Below are 22,913 nucleotides of genomic sequence, written 5' to 3'. Positions count from 1 at the left end.
ACGCTTCATACGTTGAGCTCGATCCAGATCGGAACGTGATCCGACGGCTTTTCCCACGCCCTCGGCGCGGCATCGATGTCGCATGTCACGAGCCGGTCCGCGGCCTGCGGCGAAAGCAGCAGATGATCGATGCGCAAGCCCTGGTTCTTCTGAAACGCACCGGCCTGATAGTCCCAGAACGTGAAGCGGTGCGGCTCGTCGTGGCAGGCGCGAAAGGCGTCGGTGAGCCCGAGATTGACCAGCGCCTGGAAATGCGCGCGTGTTTCCGGCTTGAACAGCGCGTCGTTCAGCCACGCTGAGGGATTGTAAACGTCTTCGGGTGTTGGGATCACGTTGAAGTCGCCCGCGATGATCATCGGCTCTTCGTTCGCGAGTAGCGTCTTGATGCGCTCGCGCAAGCGCGTCATCCAGGTGAGCTTGTAGACGAACTTCTCGGTGCCGACGGGATTGCCGTTCGGTAAATAGATATTGATGATGCGGAGTACGCCGGACGGCACCGACACGACGGCCTCCAGATAGCGCGCCTGCACGTCGCTCTCGTCGCCCGCGAGCCGTGGCGCCACCTCGTCGAACGGCAGCTTCGACAGGAGCGCGACGCCGTTGAAACCCTTCTGGCCGTGGACGGCGACATTGTAGCCCAGGTCCTCGAACATCTCGCGCGGGAAGGCCTCGTCCACGCATTTGATTTCTTGCAGGCAGGCGATGTCCGGGTTGGCGGACGCAAGCCAAGTCCGCGCCGTATCGATGCGGGCTTTGATGCCGTTGATGTTCCATGTCGCGATCTTCATGGGAAGGGCAATAGCTCAGGCCTGACGTTTCGTCATGCCCGGACTTGATCCCGGCATCCACGCTCGCAAGACGAGAGGAGGGATTAGACCGAGAAGCTGGTCCCGCAGCCGCAGGCGGCGGTGACGTTGGGATTGTTGATCTTGAACTGCGAGCCGATCAGATCGTCGACGAAATCGATCTCGGCCGCCTGTAGGAAGCCGAGCGAGACGGGATCGACCACGACGCGGGCGCCGTCTCGTTCGATGCGGAAATCGTCCGAAGCGGTTTCCTTGACCAGGTCGAAGCGATATTGGAATCCCGAGCAGCCGCCGCCTTCCACGCTGACGCGAAACAGCGTGGCGGTGTCCTCCTGCCGGAGAAGGTCGGCGATACGCCGCGCGGCGCGCTCGCTTAAGGTGATGGATGCATCGCTCATCTGATGTATAGCCCAGTTAGGGGCGGGATCGCGAAAACAGCCCGCTTTCACCAAGAAACATAGGATGCGGACACCGCTTGTCAATTGACCAGGGTCGCAAGGGTGGTTTTGCCTCAACCGGGCGCGGGCCGGCCGACGGGCCGGAGCCCGGCTTGGCGCCTTACGCCGTCGATGCCGCGACGAGCCGCGGCAGGCTCAAGGCCGAGCCGCCAAGCCCGACCCGCTCACTTTATCAGCGCGACCGCGACCGCATCCTGCATTCGACCGCCTTCCGCCGCCTGACGCATAAGACGCAAGTCTTCGTCTATCACGAGGGCGATCACTACCGTACGCGCCTGACCCACAGCCTGGAGGTCGCCCAGATCGCACGCTCCATGACGCGCACACTTCGCGTCGACCAGGATCTGACCGAAGCGCTGGCGCTGGCGCACGATCTCGGCCACCCGCCCTTCGGCCATGCCGGCGAGCGCGCGCTGGACGCGTGCATGCGCGATGCCGGCGGTTTCGATCACAACGCCCAGTCGCTCCGCGTCGTGACCAAGCTCGAGCGCAAATATGCAAGCTTCGACGGCCTCAACCTCACCTGGGAAACGCTCGAGGGGCTCGTGAAGCACAATGGTCCTCTGATCGCGGCCTACGCCCCGCCGGTGCCGGAACCCATCGCGGGCTATTGCGCCAAGCAGGATCTCGAGCTTGCGAGCTATCCGTCCGTCGAGGCGCAGGCGGCCGCGCTTGCCGACGACATCGCCTACAACAATCACGACGTCGACGACGGCTACCGCGCAGATCTTTTCAGCTTCGCCGAGCTCGCCGAGGTGCCGATCGCTGGCTGCGCTCTCGCCGAGGTGAACGCCGCCTTTCCGCAAGCCGACGCGCCGCGGCGCCTCTACGAGGTCAACCGCCGGCTCATCACCGAAATGGTGAACGATGCGACCGCCGAGACGCAGCGCCGGCTGCGCCAGCTGGCGCCGAGAGGCGCGGACGACATCCGCAGCGCTGGCGAGCCGATGGTGGCCTTCTCGCCGTCCATGAAGGCCGAGCTCGACGAGCTGCGTGCGTTCCTGACGGCGCATGTTTACCGCCACGCGCGCATCACCCGCATCATGGGCGAGGCCGAGCTCGTCGTTGCCGACCTCTTCGCGCGCTACATGGACGCCGCCGCCGCGCTTCCCGCGGACTGGCGCGAGCAGGCGCCGGCCACGGACCGCCGCCCCTTTGCCCGCTATGTCTGCGATTTCATTGCCGGCATGACCGATCGCTATGCGCTCGCCGAGCACCGCCGGCTGTTTGACGCCACCCCCGATTTACGGTAGTCGCGCCGAAGCATGATCCGGAAAAGTGGGAACCGGTTTTCGGGAAAGATCATGCTCAAACAAGTGCCTCCGGAGTTTTCATGAACGTTTTCGCAGGGTTCCACGGGCACGTTCTGGCGGCCGTCCAACAGCTGAAGCATGACGGCGTCGTGCCGATCGACGCGAGCATCGAGGGCATCACGCTCGAGGCCCCTAAGGACGGCTCCCACGGCGACCTCGCCACCAATGCTGCCATGGTCCTGGCCAAGGCTGCGGGCGCGCCGCCGCGCAAGCTTGCGGAGCGCATCGGGCCCATGATCGCCTCCAACCCCTTTATCGAAAAGGTCGAGATCGCCGGGCCCGGTTTCATCAATCTGACACTGGACCGTGGTTTCTGGCCGAGCGTGCTGCGCATGGTGCTGGAACAGGCCGACGACTACGGCCGCAGCATGTTGGGCAACGGGAACGCCGTGAACGTCGAGTATGTGTCCGCCAATCCGACCGGCCCCATGCATGTCGGCCATTGCCGCGGCGCCGTCTTCGGCGATGCGCTCGCCAATCTTCTCGGCTTCGCCGGCTACGCCGTCACCCGCGAATACTACCTCAACGATGCCGGCGCCCAAGTCGACGTGCTCGCGCGCTCGGCCTTTCTTCGTTATCGCGAGGCGCTCGGCGAGGAGATCGGCGCGATCCCCGAAGGGCTCTATCCCGGCGACTATCTCCAACCCGTTGGACAGGCCCTTGGCGATACTTACGGGCGCGACCTGCTGTCGATGCCGGAGGCGGATTGGTTGCCGCTCGTGCGTGAAGTCGCGTTGAACAAGATGCTGGACATGATCCAGGACGACCTCGCTCAACTGAATATCAGCCACGACGTGTTCTTCTCGGAGCGTTCGTTGACGCAAGGCGGCGAAGACAAGATTGCCGCGACGATCGCCGATCTCGACAAGCAGGGCCTGATACACACAGGCAGCCTGCCGCCGCCTAAGGGCAGGGTCGACGAGGAATGGGAGGACCGCAAGCAGCTCCTCTTCCGCTCCACCGCGTTCGGCGACGACATGGATCGGCCGCTCGTCAAGTCTGATGGCAACTACACATATTTTGCAGCGGACATCGCCTATCATCGCGACAAGTTCAGACGCGGCTTTAACAGCATGATCGATGTGTTAGGCGCCGATCACAGCGGGCATGTCAGGCGCATGAAGGCCGCCGTCGCGGCGATCACCGGCAACCAGGCCGAGCTCGACGTTAAACTTTGTCAGCTCGTTCGCTTGTTTCGCGCCGGTGAGCCTGTCAAGATGTCCAAGCGTGCCGGGACCTTTGTTACTCTCCGCGAGGTCGTGGACGAAGTGGGCGCTGGCCCCGTTCGTTTCATGATGCTCTTCCGGAAGAACGACGCGCCGCTCGATTTCGACTTTGCGAAAGTCACCGAGCAGTCGCGCGACAACCCGGTCTTTTATGTTCAGTACGCCCATGCGCGGGCGAGTTCCGTTCTGCGTAATGTTAGACAGCAGTTCCCCGACCTTTATTCGGGAGGGAGTGATTTGGCGCGCGCGGATCTGGACCGGTTGAATGATGATTCCGAGATCGCTCTCATTAAGCGTATCGCTCACTTCCCACGCCTCGTCGAAGCTGCGGCCGCAACTCATGAGCCGCATCGCATCGCATTCTATCTCTATGATCTTGCTGGAGACTTTCACGGTCTTTGGAACCGGGGCAAAGACTCGCCACAATTACGATTTATTTACGATAGTGACCGAGAGTTAACGCGTTCCCGTGTAGCACTCGTCGTAGCTACGCAACGCGTGTTGGCGTTAGGTTTGGGGATCCTCGGCGTTCACGCCATGCAAGAATTGCATTGAGCTGATCGGGGGGGGCAGGGGTGGTTCGAGGGAAGTAGCCATGTCCATGCACGATGACGGATACGGCCGTGAGGCTGATCCGGCCCCTGAGTCGCAGGTTGATTTTGCCGATAGGCTGAGGGCAGAAAATGCGCCGGGCGATGCGCCCTGGGGCGCGACGACGCACAACGCTACAACAAATGAGGGTTCCTACATGGGTCAAGGTGGTGCGGGCAGGCCGGGACAGCCGGCGGCGGGACAGCGCTCGATTTTCGGAGGCGTAAGTCCGGTTTTCGCGCAAATGCCGACTTATACGCCTGTTACGCGCGGAAATGAGCCGGCACCGGAGCCGCAGCCCGCTCCTAGACAGCCCGACTACACCACGCCCGACTTCAATGCTTACGCCAATCCCGCGCCCAGCCATCCTAGCGCCTACCAGGCTCCGAATCAGGCTTACGCTCCCCAGCCTGAGACCCCGTCCTACCAGCCCCAGCCGGCCCCGGCGCCGAGCTATCAGCAAGCTCCCCAAGCACAGCCGCAGAGCTACGATCCCCGCCTCTATAGTGGCCGCGGCGTTTCCGGGCAGCAGCCTTACCAGGGCCAGCAGGACTATCCGGGCGGCCACTACCAGGGAACGCAGTCGTATCAGGATGCGAGCTACGCCGAGGGCGTGGATGCAAGTTTCGAGGCCGGCAGCTTCGAGCAAAATCTAACGGATGCGAGCTACCCGGACGCGAGCTTTTCGGATGCGAGCTTCCCTGAGCCGACCTTCGTAGATCCCAACCATCCTTCCGATCCCAGCTACGGCCAACCGGCGGAGCACCAAGCCTTCGAGACCGGCGGCTATGGGGCCATGCAGAGCGGCGCCGAGCAGAGCTATCAGCAGTACGGCTATGATCCCTCGCAGCATCATGGCAGCGCTCCGCAGCACGGCCAGCAGCCCCAGGGCGACCCGCGCCGTGCCTTGCAGGCCTTCGATGCGGGTTACGATCAGCCGATGCCTCAGATCGCTTTGGGTGGCACCGAGCCGCCGCGCCCCGCAGCCCACGCCTTCTATGAGGGCGAGCGCGCCGACGCGGATTTCCTCGATGACGGTCAGGGTCCGGCGCCGGCCGCCGCGATTGCGAAATCCGGCCGCAAGCTCAATTTCACTAGCCGCAGCGCCTTCATGGTGGGCAGCGCGCTTCTTGGCGCGATCGCTCTCGGCGGTGCTCTCGCCTTCGCCTATAAGCAGAGCGGCGGGGGTCTCGGCAGCGGCGAGCCGCCCGTGGTTCAGGCCGACAACACACCCGTGAAGGAAGCCCCGGCTGACCCTGGCGGCAAGGATTTCCCGCATAAGAACAAGCTCATTTACGACCGGCTCCAGAATGGCGATCAGCCCGAGAACGAGCGTCTCGTGCCGCGCCAGGAAGAGCTGGCCGTTCCGGCTCTGCCGGCCACCGCTGAGACGGCATCCCTGTCCGGTGCCGAAGCCGGTCCGCCGCAAGTCGCAAGCGCGCCGCTTGAGGACGAAGATGGCGGCCCGCGCCGCGTAAAGACCATGGTCGTGCGCCCCGATGGCTCGGTCGTCCCGCCCGCCATGCCGCAAGGCGGCGCTGAGACAACGGCCTCCATGCCGTCGGGCGCGCCTCCCGGCATGCAGGTGGCAAGCGCCGAATCGCCTGGCACCGCAGTGGCAACGCCGCCGGCAACACCGCAAGCGGCAGCACCAACGCCCGCACCCGCGACCGCAGAGTCACCAGCCGCCGCGCCAGCCGCGCCGGCCCCGCAACAAGTGGCCGCCGTTCCAACGCCGCCCAAGCCCGCCGCCGCCGCTGCAACGGCGCCCGCCAAACCCTCGAAATATGTCGTTCAGGTCGGCTCTAAGAAGAACCAGACCGAAGCGCTCGCGACATTCGCGGACATGCAGCAGAAATATCCGACGCTGCTCGCGAGCTATCGTCCCATGGTGCAGAAAGCCGATCTCGGCTCCAAGGGCGTCTGGTACCGGCTTCGCATCGGTCCGATCGATGACAAGGGCGAGGCAACCAAGGTCTGTACCCAGCTGAAGTCGCAAGGCACCGATTGCCTCGTGATGAGCCAATAAACAGGCTCAGGACCGTAAGATCTTGACCGCGCGACGCGGGGCGGCTAGCCCCGCGTCGGTGACCCTCACAGCCTTCATCTCAAGTTGCGCAAGCACCGCTCTCAGCGACGAGGAGCGTGTCTTCTTCGCGCGCACGCGCCCCTGCGGGCTCATTCTCTTCGCGCGCAATTGCGAAAGCCCGGATCAGATCCGCACGCTTGTCGCGGCCTTCAAGGAAGCCGTCGGCCGCGACGACGTTCTCATTCTCATCGATCAGGAAGGCGGACGCGTGCAGCGCCTGCGGCCGCCGCATTGGCGCGCCATGCCGCCTGCGCGCTGCTACGGGCGTCTCCACGCCATAGATCCAGGGGCCGGGAAGAAAGCAGCCTTCGCCGGCGCGAGGCTCATCGCGCAGGAACTCAACGACCTCGGCATCAACGTGAATTGCACGCCCGTCCTCGATGTGCCGCAACAGGGCGCGCATGAGATCATCGGCGATCGCGCCTATGGCGCCGACGTTGAGACCATCGTCGCGCTCGGCCGCGCCGTCATGGATGGCTGTCTCGCTGGCGGCGTCCTTCCGGTGGTCAAGCACGTGCCGGGGCATGGCCGGGCAGGGGCCGACAGCCATCTCGCCCTGCCGCGAATCGATGCCAGCGAGGCTGAGTTGCGCGACGTTGATTTTCGGCCATTTCAGGCGCTCAGCGATGCGCCGCTCGCCATGACCGCCCATGTTCTGATCCCGGCCTTCGATCGGGAGCGACCGGCAAGCGTCTCGCCCGTTATAATAGGCGAAGTGATTCGAAATCAGATTGGATTGAATGGCTTAGTCATGAGCGATGATATCGGCATGCAGGCCCTTGGCGGCACGTTCGGTGATCGCGCGAGAGCCGTGATCGCGGCCGGCTGCGATGTCGTTCTCCATTGCAGCGGCAACATGGCCGAGATGATCGAAGTCGCCGCCGCGGTCCCTGCACTCCAGGGCAAAGCGGCAGAGCGTTTCGCGCATGCGCTCTCCGCGCTGCATGAGCCTGAGCCCTTCGATGCTACGGAGGCGATGGCGCTCGTGACGGAAGCCGCCGAGACGAAAGTGGCAGCCGCCTGCGAAACCGTGAGGCGCGCATGACGGCGCAGAATTCCACCAAAGTCGGCGCCGAGCGCGACGATGCATCCGACTGGGAGGCGGAGGAGCGCGAAGGCCTGAGCTCCGACAATACGCTCGTTGTCGATGTCGAAGGCTTCGAGGGTCCGCTCGATCTTCTCCTCGCGCTTGGACGTACGCAGAAGGTGGACCTCGCCAAGATTTCCGTGCTCGCGCTGGCGCAGCAATATCTCGACTTCATCGGCGAAGCGCGCCGCCTGCGTTTGGAGATTGCCGCGGATTATCTCGTCATGGCGGCGTGGCTCGCCTTCCTGAAATCGAAGCTGCTGCTCCCCTCGGACCAGAGCGAGGACGGCGAGCCGACCGGCGAAGAACTGGCGGCCTTGCTCGCCTTCCGGCTGAAACGCCTCGACGCCATGCGCGATGCCGCAGCGAAGCTCATGACGCGCAAGCGCCTCGGCCGCGATGTCTTCCCCCGCGGTCTGCCCGAGCCTATCAAGCTCACGCGCAAGACCACCTACGACGCCAATGTCTACGATCTGCTCAAGGCCTATGCGCAGCAGCGTGCGCGCACCGCGACGCATTCCCTGCATCTCGCGCCGCGCACGGTGTGGTCCATCAAGGAGGCGCGCTCCGAGCTTGAGCGCATGCTCGGCTTCACGCTCGACTGGGCGCCGCTCGACCAGCTTTTCGCCGAATTTCTCGTGGAGCCTGAGCTGCGGCGTACGGCGCTCGCGAGTGGCTTCACCGCCACGCTGGAAATGACGCGCGAGGGCGCGCTTGAGCTTCGTCAGTCCAAGGAGTTCGCGCCGCTTCTCGTTCGCCGCCGCAACCAGGCGGCTTGAAATGAACACGCACGACAATAAGGACGAGGTTGCTCATGACTGCGAAGCCGATGGATAGGGCCGTCGAGACGGACGACGAAGACGGCGAGCCTGAGAGCCCCATGTCGCGGCTGCCTCTGCCGTTTCCGTCCAATGTCATGGCGCTGCCCTCGGCCGACCGGCGCGAGAAGCTGCGCGTCTTGGAGGCGTTGTTGTTTGCCGCCGGCGAGCCGCTCGCCACATCTGCGCTCGCGCAGCATTTCGGCGAGGGCGACGATGTCACCGCACTTCTTGAGGAGCTCCAGGGCCTCTATGCCGGCCGCGGCGTCAATCTCGTGCGCGTCGCGGGCAAATGGGCGTTCCGCACCGCCGACGATCTCTCCTTCCTGCTCGAGCGCCAGGCCGCCGAGCAGCGCCGCCTGTCGCGCGCCGCGCTCGAGACCCTTGCCATCATCGCCTATCACCAGCCGGTGACGCGCGCCGAGATCGAGGAGATCAGGGGCGTCAGCACGTCGAAGGGCACCGTCGATGTGCTTCTGGAGACGGGCTGGATCAGGCTGCGCGGTCGCCGTCGCGCCCCCGGCCGCCCCGTCACCTACGGCACCACCGAACGTTTCCTTGAGCATTTCGGCTTCGACGCCATTCAGGATCTGCCCGGGCTCGGCGAGCTGAAAGGGGCGGGGCTTCTCGATTCCCTGCCGCCCGGCTTCTCCATGCCCAGCCCCGACGATGCCCACGACCTCCGCGAGGACGAGGAGCCCCTGGAGGATGAGCCTTTGGGTGAGGGCGAGGACGATGACGGCGAACCGATGGGCGCGTTGCCCGCGGAGGACGCCGCGCCCGGCGACGAGGCCGACGAGGACGGCATCGACGAGCGGGACTGAGCCTCGCGCGGTTGCGCGCCAGCCTTCCGAGAGCGTAGATCGTCCCCGTGTTTGAGTTCCTAAAAGTCCGCGCGCGCCCGACGGGCGACCCGTCGCATCGCCGCGGCAAGGTCGCCGTCACCTTTGCGGCGCGTCTCACCTTCGACGATGTCTCGCGCCGTTATGGCGACACGGTCGCGCTCGATCATGTCAGTCTCGACGTGGCGCCGGGTGAGATTGTGTGTCTGCTCGGTCCCTCCGGCTGCGGCAAGACCACGCTGCTTCGCCTCGCCGCGGGCGTGGAGCGGCCCTCCTCGGGCCGCGTCCTCCTCGACAACAAGGAGGTGGCCGGCCCCGACATTTTCGTGCCGCCGGAGAAGCGCGGCGTCGGCCTCATGTTTCAGGATTTCGCGCTGTTTCCCCATCTCTCGATCGTCGACAATGTGGCCTATGGCCTGAAATCCCTCACGCGCAGCGAGGCGAAGGCGGAAGCCTTCGCGAGCCTCGAGCGCGTCGGCCTCGCCCATTACGCCAGCGAATATCCGCACATCCTGTCCGGCGGCGAGCAGCAGCGCGTGGCGCTCGCCCGCGCCATCGCGCCGCGCCCGAGCGTGCTCCTGATGGACGAGCCGTTCTCCGGCCTCGATCCGCGCCTGCGCGAAAGGATGCGCGAGGAGACGCTCGTCATTCTGCATGAAACGAGCGCCACCTGCATCGTCGTCACCCACGACCCCGAGGAGGCCATGCGCATGGGCGACCGCGTCGCGCTGATGCGCAAGGGCAAGCTCTTGCAGGTCGGAAAGGCGCTGGATCTCTATCGCGCGCCCAAGAACATCTTCGCCGCGCGCACCTTTTCCGACCTCAACGAGTTGCCCGCGCGCGTCATAGGCGGCAGCGCCGCGACGGTGCTCGGCATGTTTCCCGCCAACGGCATCGCGGAGGGCGGCGCCGCCATCGTCTGCGTGCGCCAGCGCGGCGTCCGCTTCCTGCCCGCTGGCGAGGGCGTGCCCGCGCGCGTGCTCGATTCGCGCTTTCTCGGCGACATTGCCCTGGTCGAGCTTGCGGTGCAGGGGCTCGATGCGCTGATCCTGGCACGGGTGCGCGAGAGCGACGTTCCACAGCTCGGGTCGGAGATCGGCGTCAAGGTCGATCAGGGCGCCGTGCTCGTCTTCCCTGCGGACAACGGCCCGTCTCAAGCCGTTCCATAGCCGGGGCCGTGGCTTGCGGGGTTGCGGGGTTTGCTGCCATAGTATGGCGAATAGAGGGACGCTGCGCAAAGGCGTGGTTGGAGAAATTCAATGGGAATTGCGAGCTGGTGGCACATCCTCCTCGTCATCGTGCTGTTCGTGCTGTTGTTCGGCCGCGGCAAGATTTCCGAGCTGATGGGCGATGTCGCGCAAGGCATCAAGAGCTTCAAGAAGGGCATGGCGGACCAGGATGAGCCTGCCCCCGCAAGTCCTCGCGCCAAGCCGAAGCTGATCGAGCACGAGGCGGCCAAGGCGCCGCCCGCCGCCAAGCCGGCCGCGCGTGCCAAGACCACGCGCGCCAAGACGACGCAGGCGAAGACTACGCGCCGCAAATCCTCCTGACGCCAGGGCGGGGAACAGGCTCGACGCTGCCGCGAGCGTCCTCTAAAGCACGCTTATGTTTGACATCGGATGGTCGGAGCTTCTCGTCATCGCCGTCGTGGCGATCGTCGTCGTCGGCCCCAAGGAGCTGCCGCGCCTGTTGCGCACCTTCGGTCACTATGCCGGCAAACTCAAACGCGCGGCTTCCGATTTTCAGCGGCAGTTCGACGACGCGATGCGGGAGAGCGAACTCGACGAGATGCGTAACACGTTTGAGGAGATGCGGGCGGGCGGCTCGTCCATCGATTTGAACGCGCCCTTCGATCAGCCGTTGATGCTCCCGAAGGAACTGGCCGCACCCGCGTCCGAACCGGTTCCTAAGCCTGCACGGCGCGCTGCCTCGAGGCGCGCCGCAGCGTTCAAGCGCAACGCCGCGGTAAAGACCGCGTCGAACGGCAAGACCGTGCCCAAGACGAAGCAGGCCAAAGCAAAATCCGCACCCCGCAAGCCGCGCAAGCCGACGGAGCGGACGCCGTGACCGACGACGACATCGACGCGTCGAAGGCGCCGCTCATGGAGCATCTCGTCGAGCTCCGCCGCCGGCTCATCTGGTCGGTGACCGCCATTTTCGTGGCGTTCCTGCTCTGCTTCTGGTTCGCCAAGCCGATCTACAATCTGCTGTTGTGGCCCTATCGCCTCGCGGCGGGCGTCGATACCCCGATCGAGATGATCTACACCGCGCCACAGGAGTTCTTCTTCACCCAGGTGAAGCTCGCTTTGTTCGGCGCGATCTTCCTCGCCTTTCCCGTCATCGCCTCGCAGATCTACATGTTTGTCGCGCCGGGTCTTTATCGCAACGAGCGGCAAGCGTTCCTGCCGTTTCTCGCGGCGACTCCGGTCCTGTTCCTGCTCGGCGCGGCGATGGTCTATTTCGTTGCGATGCCGCTCGCCATGACCTTCTTCCTGTCGATGCAGCAGACCGACAGCGACGTGCAGATCCATCTCACCGCCAAGGTCAGCGAATATCTCAGCCTCATCATGACGCTGATCCTCGGCTTCGGCATTTGCTTCCAATTGCCGGTGCTGCTGACGCTGCTCGGCCGCGCCGGCATTGTCACCTCGGCCGGCCTGAAGAAATATCGCCGCCACGCCATTCTCGGCGTATTCGTCGTTGCAGCCGTCCTCACCCCGCCCGATCCGATCAGCCAGATCGCCATGGCGCTGCCGACGATCCTGCTTTACGAGCTGTCGATCTATGCGGTGCGTCTCGCCGAGAAGAAGCACGCCGCATCGAAGGCCAACACCACGCCGGCGGGCAAGCCGGCCTGATCGCGACCCAAGCCGCTCATGCTTGACACGAAGACTCTGCTCCTGCTGACCTTGATCTGGGCCGTGGCGTCCTATGTGATCGTGCCAAGGTTGTGGATGCTTTCCTTCCGCCGTCACCCGCTACTTGTCCCGTCGGCACGCATCACCCGCACCGGCGACGGTCATCCCGGCGACCCGGTCAATATCGCCATCGTTGGAAGCGATGCTGAAGTCGTGTGCTCGATGACCGCCGCGGGCTGGTTTCCAGCGGACCCCATCACGCTTGCGAGCAGCGTCCTCATCGCCGCCGACACCGTCTTCCGCCGCCCCGATGACGACGCGCCGGTGAGCAATCTCTTCCTGTTTGGGCGCAAGCAGGATTTGGCCTTCGAACAGCCGCTCGCGGGTGGACCCGGCGGCGGCACCATGTCCGCCTCTGGCAGTGGGACCGACTCTATAATGGCAGGCCCGGCTGGTTCGGGGCCGTGACCTACGACGAGCGGGTCGGCTTTAGCCGCACGACGGGGCAGGTCACCCATCACATCGCCCCCGACGTCGATGCGGGCCGCGACCGCCTCGTGGACGAATTGCAGCGCGCCTCTATGGTCGAGTCCGTCGAGTGGAAGGACGGCTTTCACGCAAACCTGCAAGGCCGCAACGGCGCGCCGATCCCTGCCATACCGATGGGCGCTTGGCGATTGTGTCCCTGCGCCTGCCCGCCTGAGCGGTCCTTGCCTACCCTCGTCATCAGCGCAAGCCGGGGTTCAATTTTGCCCTCTCCCCGCTGGGGAGAGGGCAGGTGAGGGGGACGCACAGCCTCCATGACAACGCGCGACGAGAGCACTATACGAAGGCACCCACAGGATCGCGAAACGCAGGACTGAGCCTTGCTCGACATCAGATGGATTCGTGACAATCAAGGCGTTTTTCTCAAAGGCCTGAACGACCGCGGCTTCGAGCCGCCGCCGGAGGCGCTGCTCAAGCAGATCCTCGATCTCGACGAGCAGCGCCGCGCCGCCATCCAGCAACTCCAGGACGCGCAGGCGCGCCGCAACGCCGCTTCAAAGGACATCGGCAAGGCAAAAGCGGGCAAGGACGAGGCGGAAGCCAAGCGCCTCATGGACGAGGTCGCCGCCCTTAAGACTAAGATCCAAGATGGCGAGGAGAAGGAGCGCGATCTCGACAAGCAGCTCCTCGATCTGCTCGCAGGCATCCCGAACCTGCCGGCCGATGACGTGCCTATCGGCGTGGACGAGAAAGCCAATGTCGAGCTGCGCAAAGTCGGCACGCCCCCAACATTCTCCTTTCAGCCGAAGCAGCATTCCGAGATCGGCGAGGCGCTCGGCCTCATGGATTTCGAGACCGCGGCGAAACTCTCCGGCGCGCGTTTCGTTGTTCTCAAAGGCGCGCTTGCGCGCCTGGAGAGGGCGCTGGCGCAATTCATGCTCGACTTGCACACGACCGAGAATGGCTACACCGAAATCAACCCGCCGCTGCTCGTGCGCGACGACACCATGTTCGGCACCGCCCAGCTGCCAAAGTTTCAAGACGATCAATTTTCCATGAGGCGCTCTTCACCACCTGACGTGCCTCCCGATGAGGTCGATCCTACCACCGGCGCAGTCGTAAAATCTGCCGCAACCCCCCTCCGTGACACGCTTTGGCTCATTCCCACAGCCGAAGTACCGCTCACCAATCTCGTGCGCGACGACATCACCGACGAGACGAAGCTCCCAATGCGCGTCACCGCCTGGACGCCGTGTTTCCGCGCCGAGGCGGGCGCTGCCGGCAGAGACACGCGCGGCATGATCCGCCAGCATCAATTCTCCAAGGTCGAACTCGTGTCGATCACCACGCCGGAGCAATCGCAAGAAGAGCATGAGCGCATGACCGCCTGCGCCGAGGAGGTGCTTAAGCGTCTCGGCCTGCCCTTCCGCACCATCGTGCTCTCCACCGGCGACATGGGCTTTGCCGCCAAGAAGACCTACGACATCGAGGTGTGGTTGCCGGGGCAGGGCGCCTATCGCGAGATCAGCTCTTGCTCCAACTGCGGGGACTTCCAGGCGCGGCGCATGAACGCGCGCTACCGAGCGAAAGAGGCGAAGGCGACGCAGTTCGTACACACGCTGAACGGCTCGGGCATCGCCGTCGGCCGCGCGCTGATTGCGGTGCTAGAGAATTACCAGGACGAGGACGGCAGCGTGCGCGTCCCGGAAGTTCTCAAGCCCTATATGGGCGGCATCGAAAGGATCGAACGCGCTCCATGACGAAAGCCACATCGAAGCTTCGCATCCTCCTCACCAACGATGACGGCATTGCTGCCCCGGGGATGCAGGTTCTGGAGAAGATCGCCGGCGATTTGAGCGACGATGTCTGGGTCGTAGCGCCAGAGCTCGACAATAGCGGTGCGTCGCATTCCCTGACGCTGTCCGAGCCACTGCGCATGACCGAGATCGGCGAACGGCACTACGCGGTGCGCGGAACGCCGACCGATTGCGTCATCATGGGCCTCAGGTTTCTGCTCAAGGACAAGGTCCCCGATCTGGTGATATCGGGCGTCAATCGCGGCCAGAACCTCGCCGACGACATCACCTATTCCGGCACGGTCGCGGGTGCGATCCAGGGCACGCTGCTCGGCATCCCGTCCATTGCCATGAGCCTTGTCACCGGCCCCGCCATGACCGACCAGGGCACGGGCGAGCCGATCTGGGAGACGCCGATGCAGCATGGCGGAGAGCTCGTGCGCAGGCTGCTCAAGATGGGTTGGCCCGACGGCGTCGTGCTCAACGTCAATTATCCGGATTGCGAGCCCGATGCGGTCAAGGGCATGCGTGCCACGGTGCAGGGCCTCCGCAATCCCGAGCTGTTCCGCATCGACGATCGGCTCGATACTCGAGGTAAGGCCTATTACTGGCTCGGCGTCGAACGGCGGAAGGCAAAGCCGCCGAAAGGGACCGACCTCTGGGCGGTGGGCTGCAAGTACATCTCCGTCACCCCACTTTGTCTCGACTATACCGACGAGCCGACGCGCGAGGCGTTCGAGACGGTGCTCAACGGGGCGCAGAAATAGAGCCTACGCCGGTGACGAGAATCGTCGGATAGTCGCCAACCGCTCCGTCGAAGGGGGTGGGCAAAGCCAATGGTGAGCGCGCAAGACCAGATCGGCCTGATCATGCAGCTCCGGCGGCGGGGCATCCGCACGACCAGGGTGCTGCGTGCGATCGAGCGCGTGCCGCGCGATCTGTTCGTGGACCAGGCTTTTGTCGATCATGCTTATCAGGACATCGCGCTCCCGATCGAGTGTGGCCAGACCATCTCGCAGCCTTTCGTCGTAGCCTATATGACGGAGAAGCTCGATCTCGACGACCGCCACAAGGTGCTGGAGATCGGCACGGGGTCCGGCTATCAGGCGGCGGTCCTGTCGCATCTCTGCCGCCGCCTCTACACGATCGAACGCTGGCGGGAGTTGCAAAAGGCGGCGGAGCGCCGCTTCGCCAAGCTCGGCATCACCAATATTACGACCATCATCGGCGATGGCTGGCTCGGCTGGCCGCCGCAGGCGCCCTTCGACCGCATCATCGTCACCGCGGCAGCGGCGGATCCGCCCCGCGCGCTGCTCGATCAGCTGAAAGTCGGGGGGCGCATGATCATCCCGCTCGGCGAATCCCGCGACTCCCAGTCCCTGGTGCAGATCGACAAGACCGAGGAGGGCCTGGTCGAGACGGCGCTCCTGCCGGTACGCTTCGTCCCGCTGGTCCACGGCCGGGTGAAACGGCCGTAAGTTCTGCGCCGCTGAATCTTTTCGTGCAGGAGGAGAGACTTAACAGCTTGTTTACGGCTCCCACGCTTTACTCGGTTGGGCAGAGTATGAGGGGCGAGGGTTATGCGACACGCAGCGTTCGGCTTGATGCTAGGCCGCTTCATTGCGACCGTCGGCGCCGTGAGCGGGGCTCTTGCCTTGGCAGGATGCAGCTCGGGCACCTCCCGCTTCGACTTTCCCTCGTTCAACCTCACCGAGTCGTCCCAGACCGCTCCCGCGGCCCAGACCGCCGACTATTCTACGACGGCCGCGTTGCCGGTTCCGCATGAGTCGGTCTATGGCAGCGAGTATCCGGCCTCGACCAACACGACCCAGCTCGCGCACGGCACGCCGTTGCCGCCGCTGCCGTCGTCCTACCGGCCGCAGGCGACGCCGGCCTCTTATACTCCGACTCCGGCGAACCCCGCGCCGCGCGCCTATCCGCGTGCCACCGCGCCGAGCCCGCAACCGCCGCTCGTGCAAAGCGCGCCCGCGGCGAAGCCTGGCCTCACCACAGCCTACCGTGTGGAGAGGGGCGATACGCCGAGCCTGATCGCCGACAAGTTCGGCGTCAGCGAGAGATCCATCATGGAGCGCAATGGCCTTGCGCGGGCGGACCGGCTCCAGGTCGGCCAGAAGCTGTTGATCCCTGGCGCCAAGAAGCAGCCTCCGCGAAAGACTGTTGCCGCCCGCGAGCCCGATCCGGCTCCGGCGCCAAAGCAAACCACGCCTGCGCCCGATGTCGCCGCGTCGCCGGAAGTCATCGGCGGTGACCCTAACAAGCCCGCGAGCAATGCCAGGGTCGCGAGCGTCGATCAGCTGCCGGCACCGGATCCGATGTCCGGCAACAGCTTCCGCTGGCCCGTGCAGGGTCGCGTCATCTCGGGCTTCGGCACCAAGCCTGATGGCGGGCATAATGACGGCATCAATGTCGCGGTGCCGCAGGGCACGCCCGTGAAGGCGGCCGAGAATGGCGTCGTCGCTTACTCCGGCAGCGAGCTGAAAGGCTACGGCAACCTCGTGCTGATCCGTCACTCCAATAATTGGGTTTCGGCCTACGCGCATAACGAGGAGCTTCTGGTGAAGCGGGGCGACAAAGTCCGCCGCGGCCAGATCGTCGCCAAGGCGGGCGCCACCGGCTCGGTCAGCCAGCCGCAGGTTCATTTCGAGCTGCGCAAGGGATCGCGCCCGATCGATCCCACGAAGTTCATGAACAATATGGCCGCCAGCGCCGACTAGCTAAAGCGGATTGCCCAATCGGCCGGCGAGGTCCTGAATATATTGCCAGGCCACACGCCCGGAGCGGCTGCCGCGGCCCATCGCCCACGCCAAAGCCTCGCTCCTCAGCGCCTCGTCTCGAATCTCGATCCTGTAATGTTCGGCGTAGCCGCGCACCATCTCCAAATACTCATCCTGGCTGCAGTGATGAAATCCGATCCACAGCCCGAACCGGTCTGAGAGCGAGACCTTTTCCTCCACCGCCTCGGCAGGATTGATGGCCGTCGAGCGCTCGTTCTCCAGCATCTCCCGCGGCATCAGATGCCGCCTGTTGGAGGTGGCATAGAAGATGACGTTGCGCGGGCGTCCTTCGATGCCGCCCTCGAGCACGGCCTTCAAGGATTTGTAGGTCGTGTCCGCCGCCTCGAAGGAGAGGTCGTCGCAGAACAGAATGAAGCGGTGGGGACTGTCACGCAGATAACCCAAGCAGCGCGGCAGCGACGCGATATCGTCGCGATGAATCTCGACGAGCTTGAGATCCCGAACCTCGGCATGCACAGCCTTGACGAGCGAGCTCTTGCCCATGCCGCGCGCGCCCCAGAGCAACGCATTATTGGCGGGAAGACCCTTGGCGAAGCGTGCGGTATTGGCAAGGAGGGCGTCGCGCATGCCGTCGATGCCCTTGAGCAGGGATAGCGGCACGCGGTTCACCTCGAAAACCGGCTGGAAGGTGTCAGGCTCGGCGTGCCATACAAAGGCGTCAGCGAGCTCAAAATCGGGTCGGCGCGGCTCGTTCGGGGCGAGCCTTTCCAAGGCCCGCGCAATCCGCTCGAAAAGGCCGGTCATGGGCTCCTGAAAGTTCATTTTGCCCCCGTTTGCAAAGGTTATGCAGCCCGCTATAGTCGCGCCACCTTCGAGGGGGGTCACGCTTTGGTTGCGGGACCGAAGGCCGCTTTGCTGAAGCAAGGGCGGCCATCCTTAAGCCAAGCACGAAAGTGGAGCAATGACCGGAACCGTCCTCGCACAGGCAGCCCCAGGCGCCTTCGACTACCTGAATAGCCTGCTCATCCCGACCGTGCTAATCGTCGGCATCATGTATTTCCTGATGATCCGGCCGCAGCAGAGGCGGCTCAAGGAGCATCAGGCCTTGATTGCAGCAATTCGACGCGGCGATACGGTCGTCACCGCAGGTGGCATCATCGGCAAGGTGAGCAAGGTTGAAGATGACGAACTGCAAATCGAAATCGCTGAGGGCGTTAGGATCAAGGTCCTGCGCGCCACGGTCTCGGAGGTGAGAGGTAAGGGCGAGCCCCCAGCCGCGCCCAAGTCAAAGGCGAAGGCCGCGGCCGACTGAGGCCTTCTGAGGTTCCCATCTTAAGAGTCTGATCTGGAGTTTACGCGCGGCCATGCTGCATTTTCAAAGATGGAAGCTGATTCTTGTGCTCGGCATCGTCATTGCCGGCGTCTTTATTGCCCTCCCAAATCTGTTCTCCGCCTCTACGGTCGCGCAGTGGCCGAGATGGGTGCCGCACAAGCAGGTCAGTCTCGGTCTCGACCTCCAAGGCGGCGCGCATCTCCTCTACCAGCTCGACGAGAAGGAGATGGTGGAGGACTGGCTCAATAATATTCGCAGCGACGTCCGCGAGACCTTGCGTAAGTCTCGCATCGGCTACACGGACCTGTCGCAGAACCTCCCCGGGCGCAGCGTCTCGGTGCGAATCCGCCAGCCTGGCGATACGGAGAAAGCGTTCACGGAGCTTAAAAAGTTGGCGCTTCCAGTGGGCAGCGATGTCTTTGGCGGCTTCTCCGGCACCGATCTCGAAGTTACGCGGCAGGGCGACGACGTCGTGACGCTCGCGGTAACCGAGGTGGGTCTGTCCCAACGTATGGATTCCGCGATCCAGGCTTCCATCGAGACGATCAGGCGCCGCGTCGACGCTTTCGGAACCACCGAGCCAAGCATTCAACGCGAGGGGCGCAATCGCGTCCTCGTCCAGGTTCCGGGCATCCAAGACGTCGAGCGGCTCAAGAAACTGATCGGCGAGACCGGCAAGCTTGAATTCCGGATGGTGGATGCGACCGCGGATGGGGCGCAAGTCGCCGCCTCCAAACAGGTCCCGCCGGGAACAGAGCTCCTTTATTCAACTGACACGCCGCCCGTGCCGTACGTCATCAAAGACCAGACATTGGTCAGCGGCGAAAATCTGGTTGACGCTCAGCCGGGCTTCGATCAGCGCACTGGCGAGCCCGTCGTCACTTTCCGGTTCGATGCTCTCGGCGCCAAGCGCTTTGCCAGGGCAACGCAGGACAATGTCGGACTGCCCTTCGCCATTGTGCTCGACAACAAGGTCGTCTCCGCGCCCGTTATTCGCGAGCCAATCCTCGGCGGCACCGGCCAGATCAGCGGCAATTTCTCAGTGCAGGAGGCGAACGATCTCTCCGTGTTACTGCGCTCCGGCGCGTTGCCGGCGAAGCTCACCATCATTGAGGAGCGGACCGTCGGCGCGAGCCTTGGCGCGGACTCCATTGCTTCGGGCAAAATCGCGGCCCTGCTCGGTCTCCTGATGGTCGCGATCTTTATGTTTGCGGGCTATGGCCTGTTCGGCTTCTTCGCGAACATCGCCGTGCTCGTCAATATCGTCTTGATCTTTGCCGTGCTGTCTTTGCTCGGTGCGACGCTCACACTTCCCGGCATCGCGGGTATCGTGCTGGTCATCGGCATCGCAGTCGACGCCAACGTTCTGATCAATGAGCGCATTCGCGAAGAAATCCGGTCGGGCAAATCGCCGTTCGCTTCGGTCGAAGCCGGCTATACCCGCGCGCTGACGACAATCATCGATTCCAATGTGACAACACTGATTTCGACCCTTGTCCTGTTCTGGCTGGGGTCGGGTCCGGTGCGCGGCTTCGCGATTACCCTCACGATTGGCATCATCACCTCTATGTTCACGGCCATCACCATGACACGTCTTATGGTGACGTACTGGTTGCGTTGGACGCGCCCTGCCTTCGTGCCGATTTAGGAACAGCAATATGTTTAGAGGCTTCCACTTCGTCCCGCCCGACACGAAGATCGACTTTGTCGGCATGCGCACCATCACCTGGGTGGTGTCCGCGCTGCTCACGGTCGTTCCCATCATTCTCGTTGCGACCGTTGGCCTCAATTTCGGCATCGATTTTCAAGGCGGAACGCTGATCGAGATTCAGACCAAGGAGGCTCGCGCCGACCTTGCCGGGATTCGCAGCAAGATCAGCGGGCTCGGCATTGGCGAGGTACAGATCCAGGAATTCGGCGCGCCAAACGACGTTCTCATTCGCATCGCCGCGCAGCCCACCGAAGCCGAGCAACAGGGCTCCATTGCCAAGGTGAAGCAAGCGCTCGGCGACGGCGTCGAATATCGCCGCGTCGAAGTGGTGGGGCCGACGGTTTCCAACGAGCTCATCGCTGGCGGCACCATCGCGGTCGTCGTCGCGATGCTGGGAATCCTAATCTATGTCTGGTTCCGCTTCGAATGGCAGTTCGCTGTGGCCGCCATTGCCTCGCTGATCCACGACGTGACCGGCACGATCGGCCTTTACGCATTGCTCCAGCTCGAGTTCAACCTGTCGAGCATCGCCGCGCTTCTGACGATCATCGGCTATTCGCTGAACGACAAGGTCGTCATTTTCGACCGCGTGCGCGAGAATCTGCGCAAATATAAGCGCATGCCGCTCGTCGCGTTACTCGACCTTTCCATCAACGAGACCCTTTCGCGCACGGTGCTTACCCATGTCACGACCTTCCTGGCCTTGGTCCCGTTCCTCCTTGTCGGGGGCGAGGCGATCTTCGGCTTCGCGCTGGCCATGTGCTGGGGCATCGTGATTGGCGCATATTCGTCGATCTTCGTTGCCTCACCGTTGCAGCTTATTCTTGGCGTGAGGCGCGATGCCTTCAGCGTCAGCGCCGAGCCTGCGAAGGGTAGGGCGGGGGCGCCTGCGCGCGCGTGATCGGGATTGGCGTGGGAGCTTGGATCAGTCCGGCCGGCGCGAGACCGTAAGACACATCGCCAGAACGGGCGACCCTGATCGCTATGCGGCGTCTTTGTTCGCACCCGCGGATGCGCGCGATGCCCTCTTTGCCCTCTATGCCTGCAATGTCGAGCTTGCCCGCATCACTGAACAGGTGAGCGAGCCGGAGCTGGGGCTGATCCGCCTGCAATGGTGGCGCGACAATCTGGAAGGCGCCACTGCGGGCGAGCGCACGGGTCATCCCGTTGCAGATGCTCTCGGCGAGGCGCTGCGCACACGTCTGATCCCATCGGAGCGCATCCTGCCGCTGATCGACGCCCGCGTCTTCGACATGGAGAGATCCTCCATGGCGGATGGCGAAAGCCTCGAAAATTATCTGTGCGATACCGCCGGCACGATTTTCGCCGTGGCGGCGGAGATGCTCGGGGGCGGCAGCGAGCGTGCGAACGATGCTGCTGCGTCTTCCGGCCTGGCCTACGGCCTCACGGGTCTCATGCGCGCGCTTCCGATTCACGCCGGGGCAGGTCGCCTATACCTTCCCGCCGATGTCCTTGCGCGCCACGGCCTGGCTCCTGAAGCTGTGCTTTCGGGCGCGGCAGACGAACGTCTTGGCCTGGTTCTCGGTGATCTGCGCAGTATGGCCAGGGCGGCTTTGGAACAGGCGCTGCCCTTGGTTGCCTCGTTGGGTACAAGGGCGCGATTGGCGTTCCTGCCGGTTGCGCTTGTCAGACCCTACCTTGCAGCTTTGCAGCGCACCGCAAGCGATCCTCTGCGCAGGATCGCCGATATCAATCCGCTATATCGCTTCTGGCGCCTCGCCACGTGGCGGTATCGCAGCTAACGAGGGGAAAAAGGATGGTAGCCGGTACGAGCAGGTCTTGGTGGCGCGCCAAGCTTCCCGACATTGGAGCAGCCGCATCGCGCTTTCCGCTCGCGGTGCTGATCGCCGCGGTCTTCGCGCTCTTCAAACTGTACCACGACGATGTCGGCGACACGGAGACGCGCATCCTCGCAGCACTGGCCGCATCCTTCCTTTGCGCGGTTGCCGTCGATTTCTATGTCGAGTCGACAGCGCAGCCACGCTCGCTACGGGTTTTACTCTGGCTCGCCGGCAGTGCGGTCATTGCGCTACTGTTCTGGCTGGCCTGGGATCTCTGGCTGATCCAATATCTGTTTCTGGCCGGACTTCTGCTTCTTCTCGCAGTGGCCGGGCAGCTAGGCCGCAGCGAACGCAACGCGTCGTTCTGGCTGTTCAATCACCGGCTTTGGCTTGGCGCGGCGCTCGCGTTGATCGCGGCCGTCCTGTTCGGAGCGGCCTCTCCATCATCGTCGAGACCTTGCAACTCCTGTTCGGGCTCGAACTCCCGTCGCGCTCCCATGACTATATCTGGACCGTCAGTCTCGGTTTCGTCGCGCCTGTAAACTATCTCGCCTTCGCGCCGCGGGCATTTTATGACCCGATCAGGGAGCGCGAGGAGTCCGATTTCACGATGCGCGCCGTCTCGGCGCTGGTCACGTTCGTCCTTGTCCCGCTGCTGCTCGTCTATACCGCCATTCTTTTCGCTTACGCCGCCAAGATCGCGTTCGAGGCCTCTCTGCCGAAGGGAACGCTCGGCAGCATGGTGGCCGGCTATCTGCTGGTCTGCGTCGCCACATTGCTGGTGGCCTACCCCATCCGCGAGAAGGTCAGTGTCCTAGGGTCTGTACCCAATTGAGGGGCTGTGATTCAGTCCTCCAGGAGGAGGAACTGAATCATGAGCGCATCATTTTGGTTGAGCGACGAGCAATGGCAAGTGATCGAGCCGCACTTGCCGATGGTCC

At 63.9% G+C, this 22,913-nt stretch carries 23 protein-coding genes and 1 pseudogene; 21 read left to right on the top strand and 3 right to left on the bottom strand.

All coding sequences use genetic code 11. The features are described from left to right. Positions 1-5: 5 nt before the first annotated feature. Both xth and erpA read right to left on the bottom strand, forming a co-directional pair. Positions 6-788 carry an exodeoxyribonuclease III gene (gene xth, locus ACR2J1_RS01310; protein ID WP_434017547.1) on the bottom strand — a complete coding sequence of 261 codons (783 nt, stop codon included), beginning with the start codon at positions 786-788 and terminating at the stop codon, positions 6-8. Between the two features lie 83 nt (positions 789-871). Then, a complete protein-coding gene (gene erpA, locus ACR2J1_RS01305; protein WP_434017545.1) occupies positions 872-1,204 on the bottom strand; it encodes an iron-sulfur cluster insertion protein ErpA in 333 nt (110 codons plus the stop codon). A 152-nt stretch (positions 1,205-1,356) separates the two neighbouring features. Between erpA and ACR2J1_RS01300 the strand changes: the two genes are divergently transcribed. The 15 genes and pseudogenes from ACR2J1_RS01300 to ACR2J1_RS01230 all read left to right on the top strand — a co-directional run bounded on the left by ACR2J1_RS01300 (position 1,357) and on the right by ACR2J1_RS01230 (position 17,105). Further along, a complete protein-coding gene (locus ACR2J1_RS01300) occupies positions 1,357-2,517 on the top strand; it encodes a deoxyguanosinetriphosphate triphosphohydrolase (RefSeq protein WP_434017544.1) in 1,161 nt (386 codons plus the stop codon). An 80-nt stretch (positions 2,518-2,597) separates the two neighbouring features. Beyond that, entirely contained in the window at positions 2,598-4,358 is a 1,761-nt protein-coding gene (gene argS / locus ACR2J1_RS01295; protein ID WP_434017543.1) for an arginine--tRNA ligase, read from the top strand. Between the two features lie 280 nt (positions 4,359-4,638). Next, positions 4,639-6,423, top strand: coding sequence for an SPOR domain-containing protein (locus ACR2J1_RS01290; RefSeq protein WP_434017542.1), 1,785 nt, complete (start codon positions 4,639-4,641; stop codon positions 6,421-6,423). Positions 6,424-6,445: 22 nt separating this feature from the next. Then, complete coding sequence (gene nagZ / locus ACR2J1_RS01285; RefSeq protein WP_434017541.1) at positions 6,446-7,528, top strand: beta-N-acetylhexosaminidase; 1,083 nt, start codon at positions 6,446-6,448, stop codon at positions 7,526-7,528. Next, on the top strand, positions 7,525-8,349 hold the full coding sequence (locus tag ACR2J1_RS01280) for a segregation and condensation protein A (protein ID WP_434017540.1): 825 nt from the start codon (positions 7,525-7,527) through the stop codon (positions 8,347-8,349). Before nagZ ends, ACR2J1_RS01280 begins: the two co-directional genes overlap by 4 nt. 101 nt (positions 8,350-8,450) lie before the next feature. After that, positions 8,451-9,212: an SMC-Scp complex subunit ScpB gene (scpB, locus tag ACR2J1_RS01275; protein WP_434017572.1), complete on the top strand. Its 762-nt coding sequence runs from the start codon at positions 8,451-8,453 to the stop codon at positions 9,210-9,212. Positions 9,213-9,259: 47 nt separating this feature from the next. Next, a complete protein-coding gene (locus ACR2J1_RS01270; protein ID WP_434017539.1) occupies positions 9,260-10,399 on the top strand; it encodes an ABC transporter ATP-binding protein in 1,140 nt (379 codons plus the stop codon). Positions 10,400-10,489: 90 nt separating this feature from the next. Then, on the top strand, positions 10,490-10,780 hold the full coding sequence (locus tag ACR2J1_RS01265; RefSeq protein ID WP_434017537.1) for a twin-arginine translocase TatA/TatE family subunit: 291 nt from the start codon (positions 10,490-10,492) through the stop codon (positions 10,778-10,780). A gap of 55 nt (positions 10,781-10,835) precedes the next feature. After that, entirely contained in the window at positions 10,836-11,297 is a 462-nt protein-coding gene (tatB, locus tag ACR2J1_RS01260; protein ID WP_434017536.1) for a Sec-independent protein translocase protein TatB, read from the top strand. Then, positions 11,294-12,088: a twin-arginine translocase subunit TatC gene (gene tatC / locus ACR2J1_RS01255; RefSeq protein WP_434017534.1), complete on the top strand. Its 795-nt coding sequence runs from the start codon at positions 11,294-11,296 to the stop codon at positions 12,086-12,088. Before tatB ends, tatC begins: the two co-directional genes overlap by 4 nt. An 18-nt stretch (positions 12,089-12,106) precedes the next feature. Next, positions 12,107-12,870 (top strand): annotated as a pseudogene (locus tag ACR2J1_RS01250) (LssY C-terminal domain-containing protein). A gap of 84 nt (positions 12,871-12,954) precedes the next feature. Then, positions 12,955-14,334, top strand: coding sequence for a serine--tRNA ligase (gene serS, locus ACR2J1_RS01245; RefSeq protein WP_434017533.1), 1,380 nt, complete (start codon positions 12,955-12,957; stop codon positions 14,332-14,334). After that, positions 14,331-15,137 carry a 5'/3'-nucleotidase SurE gene (surE, locus tag ACR2J1_RS01240; protein WP_434017532.1) on the top strand — a complete coding sequence of 269 codons (807 nt, stop codon included), beginning with the start codon at positions 14,331-14,333 and terminating at the stop codon, positions 15,135-15,137. The genes serS and surE overlap by 4 nt, the downstream gene beginning before the upstream one ends. A 69-nt stretch (positions 15,138-15,206) precedes the next feature. After that, positions 15,207-15,848 (top strand): protein-L-isoaspartate(D-aspartate) O-methyltransferase, encoded by a 642-nt coding sequence (locus ACR2J1_RS01235; RefSeq protein ID WP_434017531.1) that lies wholly within the window; start codon positions 15,207-15,209, stop codon positions 15,846-15,848. 102 nt (positions 15,849-15,950) lie between these two features. Then, positions 15,951-17,105, top strand: a complete 1,155-nt coding sequence (locus tag ACR2J1_RS01230; protein WP_434017530.1) for a peptidoglycan DD-metalloendopeptidase family protein — start codon at positions 15,951-15,953, stop codon at positions 17,103-17,105. Here the strand turns inward: ACR2J1_RS01230 and ACR2J1_RS01225 are convergent, their stop codons facing one another. Next, entirely contained in the window at positions 17,106-17,930 is an 825-nt protein-coding gene (locus tag ACR2J1_RS01225; protein ID WP_434017529.1) for an ATP-binding protein, read from the bottom strand. Between the two features lie 157 nt (positions 17,931-18,087). Here ACR2J1_RS01225 and yajC point away from each other — a divergent pair, with 157 nt between their 5' ends. The 6 genes from yajC (at position 18,088) to ACR2J1_RS01195 (ending at position 22,807) form a co-directional block, all read left to right on the top strand. Beyond that, positions 18,088-18,438 carry a preprotein translocase subunit YajC gene (gene yajC, locus ACR2J1_RS01220; RefSeq protein WP_434017527.1) on the top strand — a complete coding sequence of 117 codons (351 nt, stop codon included), beginning with the start codon at positions 18,088-18,090 and terminating at the stop codon, positions 18,436-18,438. 52 nt (positions 18,439-18,490) lie between these two features. Next, complete coding sequence (gene secD / locus ACR2J1_RS01215) at positions 18,491-20,107, top strand: protein translocase subunit SecD (RefSeq protein ID WP_434017526.1); 1,617 nt, start codon at positions 18,491-18,493, stop codon at positions 20,105-20,107. 10 nt (positions 20,108-20,117) lie between these two features. Next, the gene (gene secF, locus ACR2J1_RS01210; protein WP_434017524.1) at positions 20,118-21,071 is read left to right on the top strand and encodes a protein translocase subunit SecF; all 954 of its coding nucleotides are present in this window, start codon (positions 20,118-20,120) and stop codon (positions 21,069-21,071) included. Further along, the gene (locus ACR2J1_RS01205) at positions 21,010-21,933 is read left to right on the top strand and encodes a phytoene/squalene synthase family protein (protein WP_434017522.1); all 924 of its coding nucleotides are present in this window, start codon (positions 21,010-21,012) and stop codon (positions 21,931-21,933) included. Before secF ends, ACR2J1_RS01205 begins: the two co-directional genes overlap by 62 nt. A gap of 14 nt (positions 21,934-21,947) precedes the next feature. Continuing rightward, positions 21,948-22,514 carry a hypothetical protein gene (locus ACR2J1_RS01200; protein ID WP_434017521.1) on the top strand — a complete coding sequence of 189 codons (567 nt, stop codon included), beginning with the start codon at positions 21,948-21,950 and terminating at the stop codon, positions 22,512-22,514. Between the two features lie 68 nt (positions 22,515-22,582). After that, positions 22,583-22,807, top strand: coding sequence for a hypothetical protein (locus tag ACR2J1_RS01195; protein ID WP_434017520.1), 225 nt, complete (start codon positions 22,583-22,585; stop codon positions 22,805-22,807). Positions 22,808-22,913 lie beyond the last annotated feature (106 nt).

Origin of the sequence: Methyloceanibacter sp., from assembly GCF_050999895.1 — a bacterium.
In the GTDB taxonomy this organism is placed as follows: Bacteria; Pseudomonadota; Alphaproteobacteria; order Rhizobiales; family Methyloligellaceae; genus Methyloceanibacter.
Note: the sequence above shows the minus strand (reverse complement) of the source record. Positions and strands in the feature narration are given on the sequence as shown.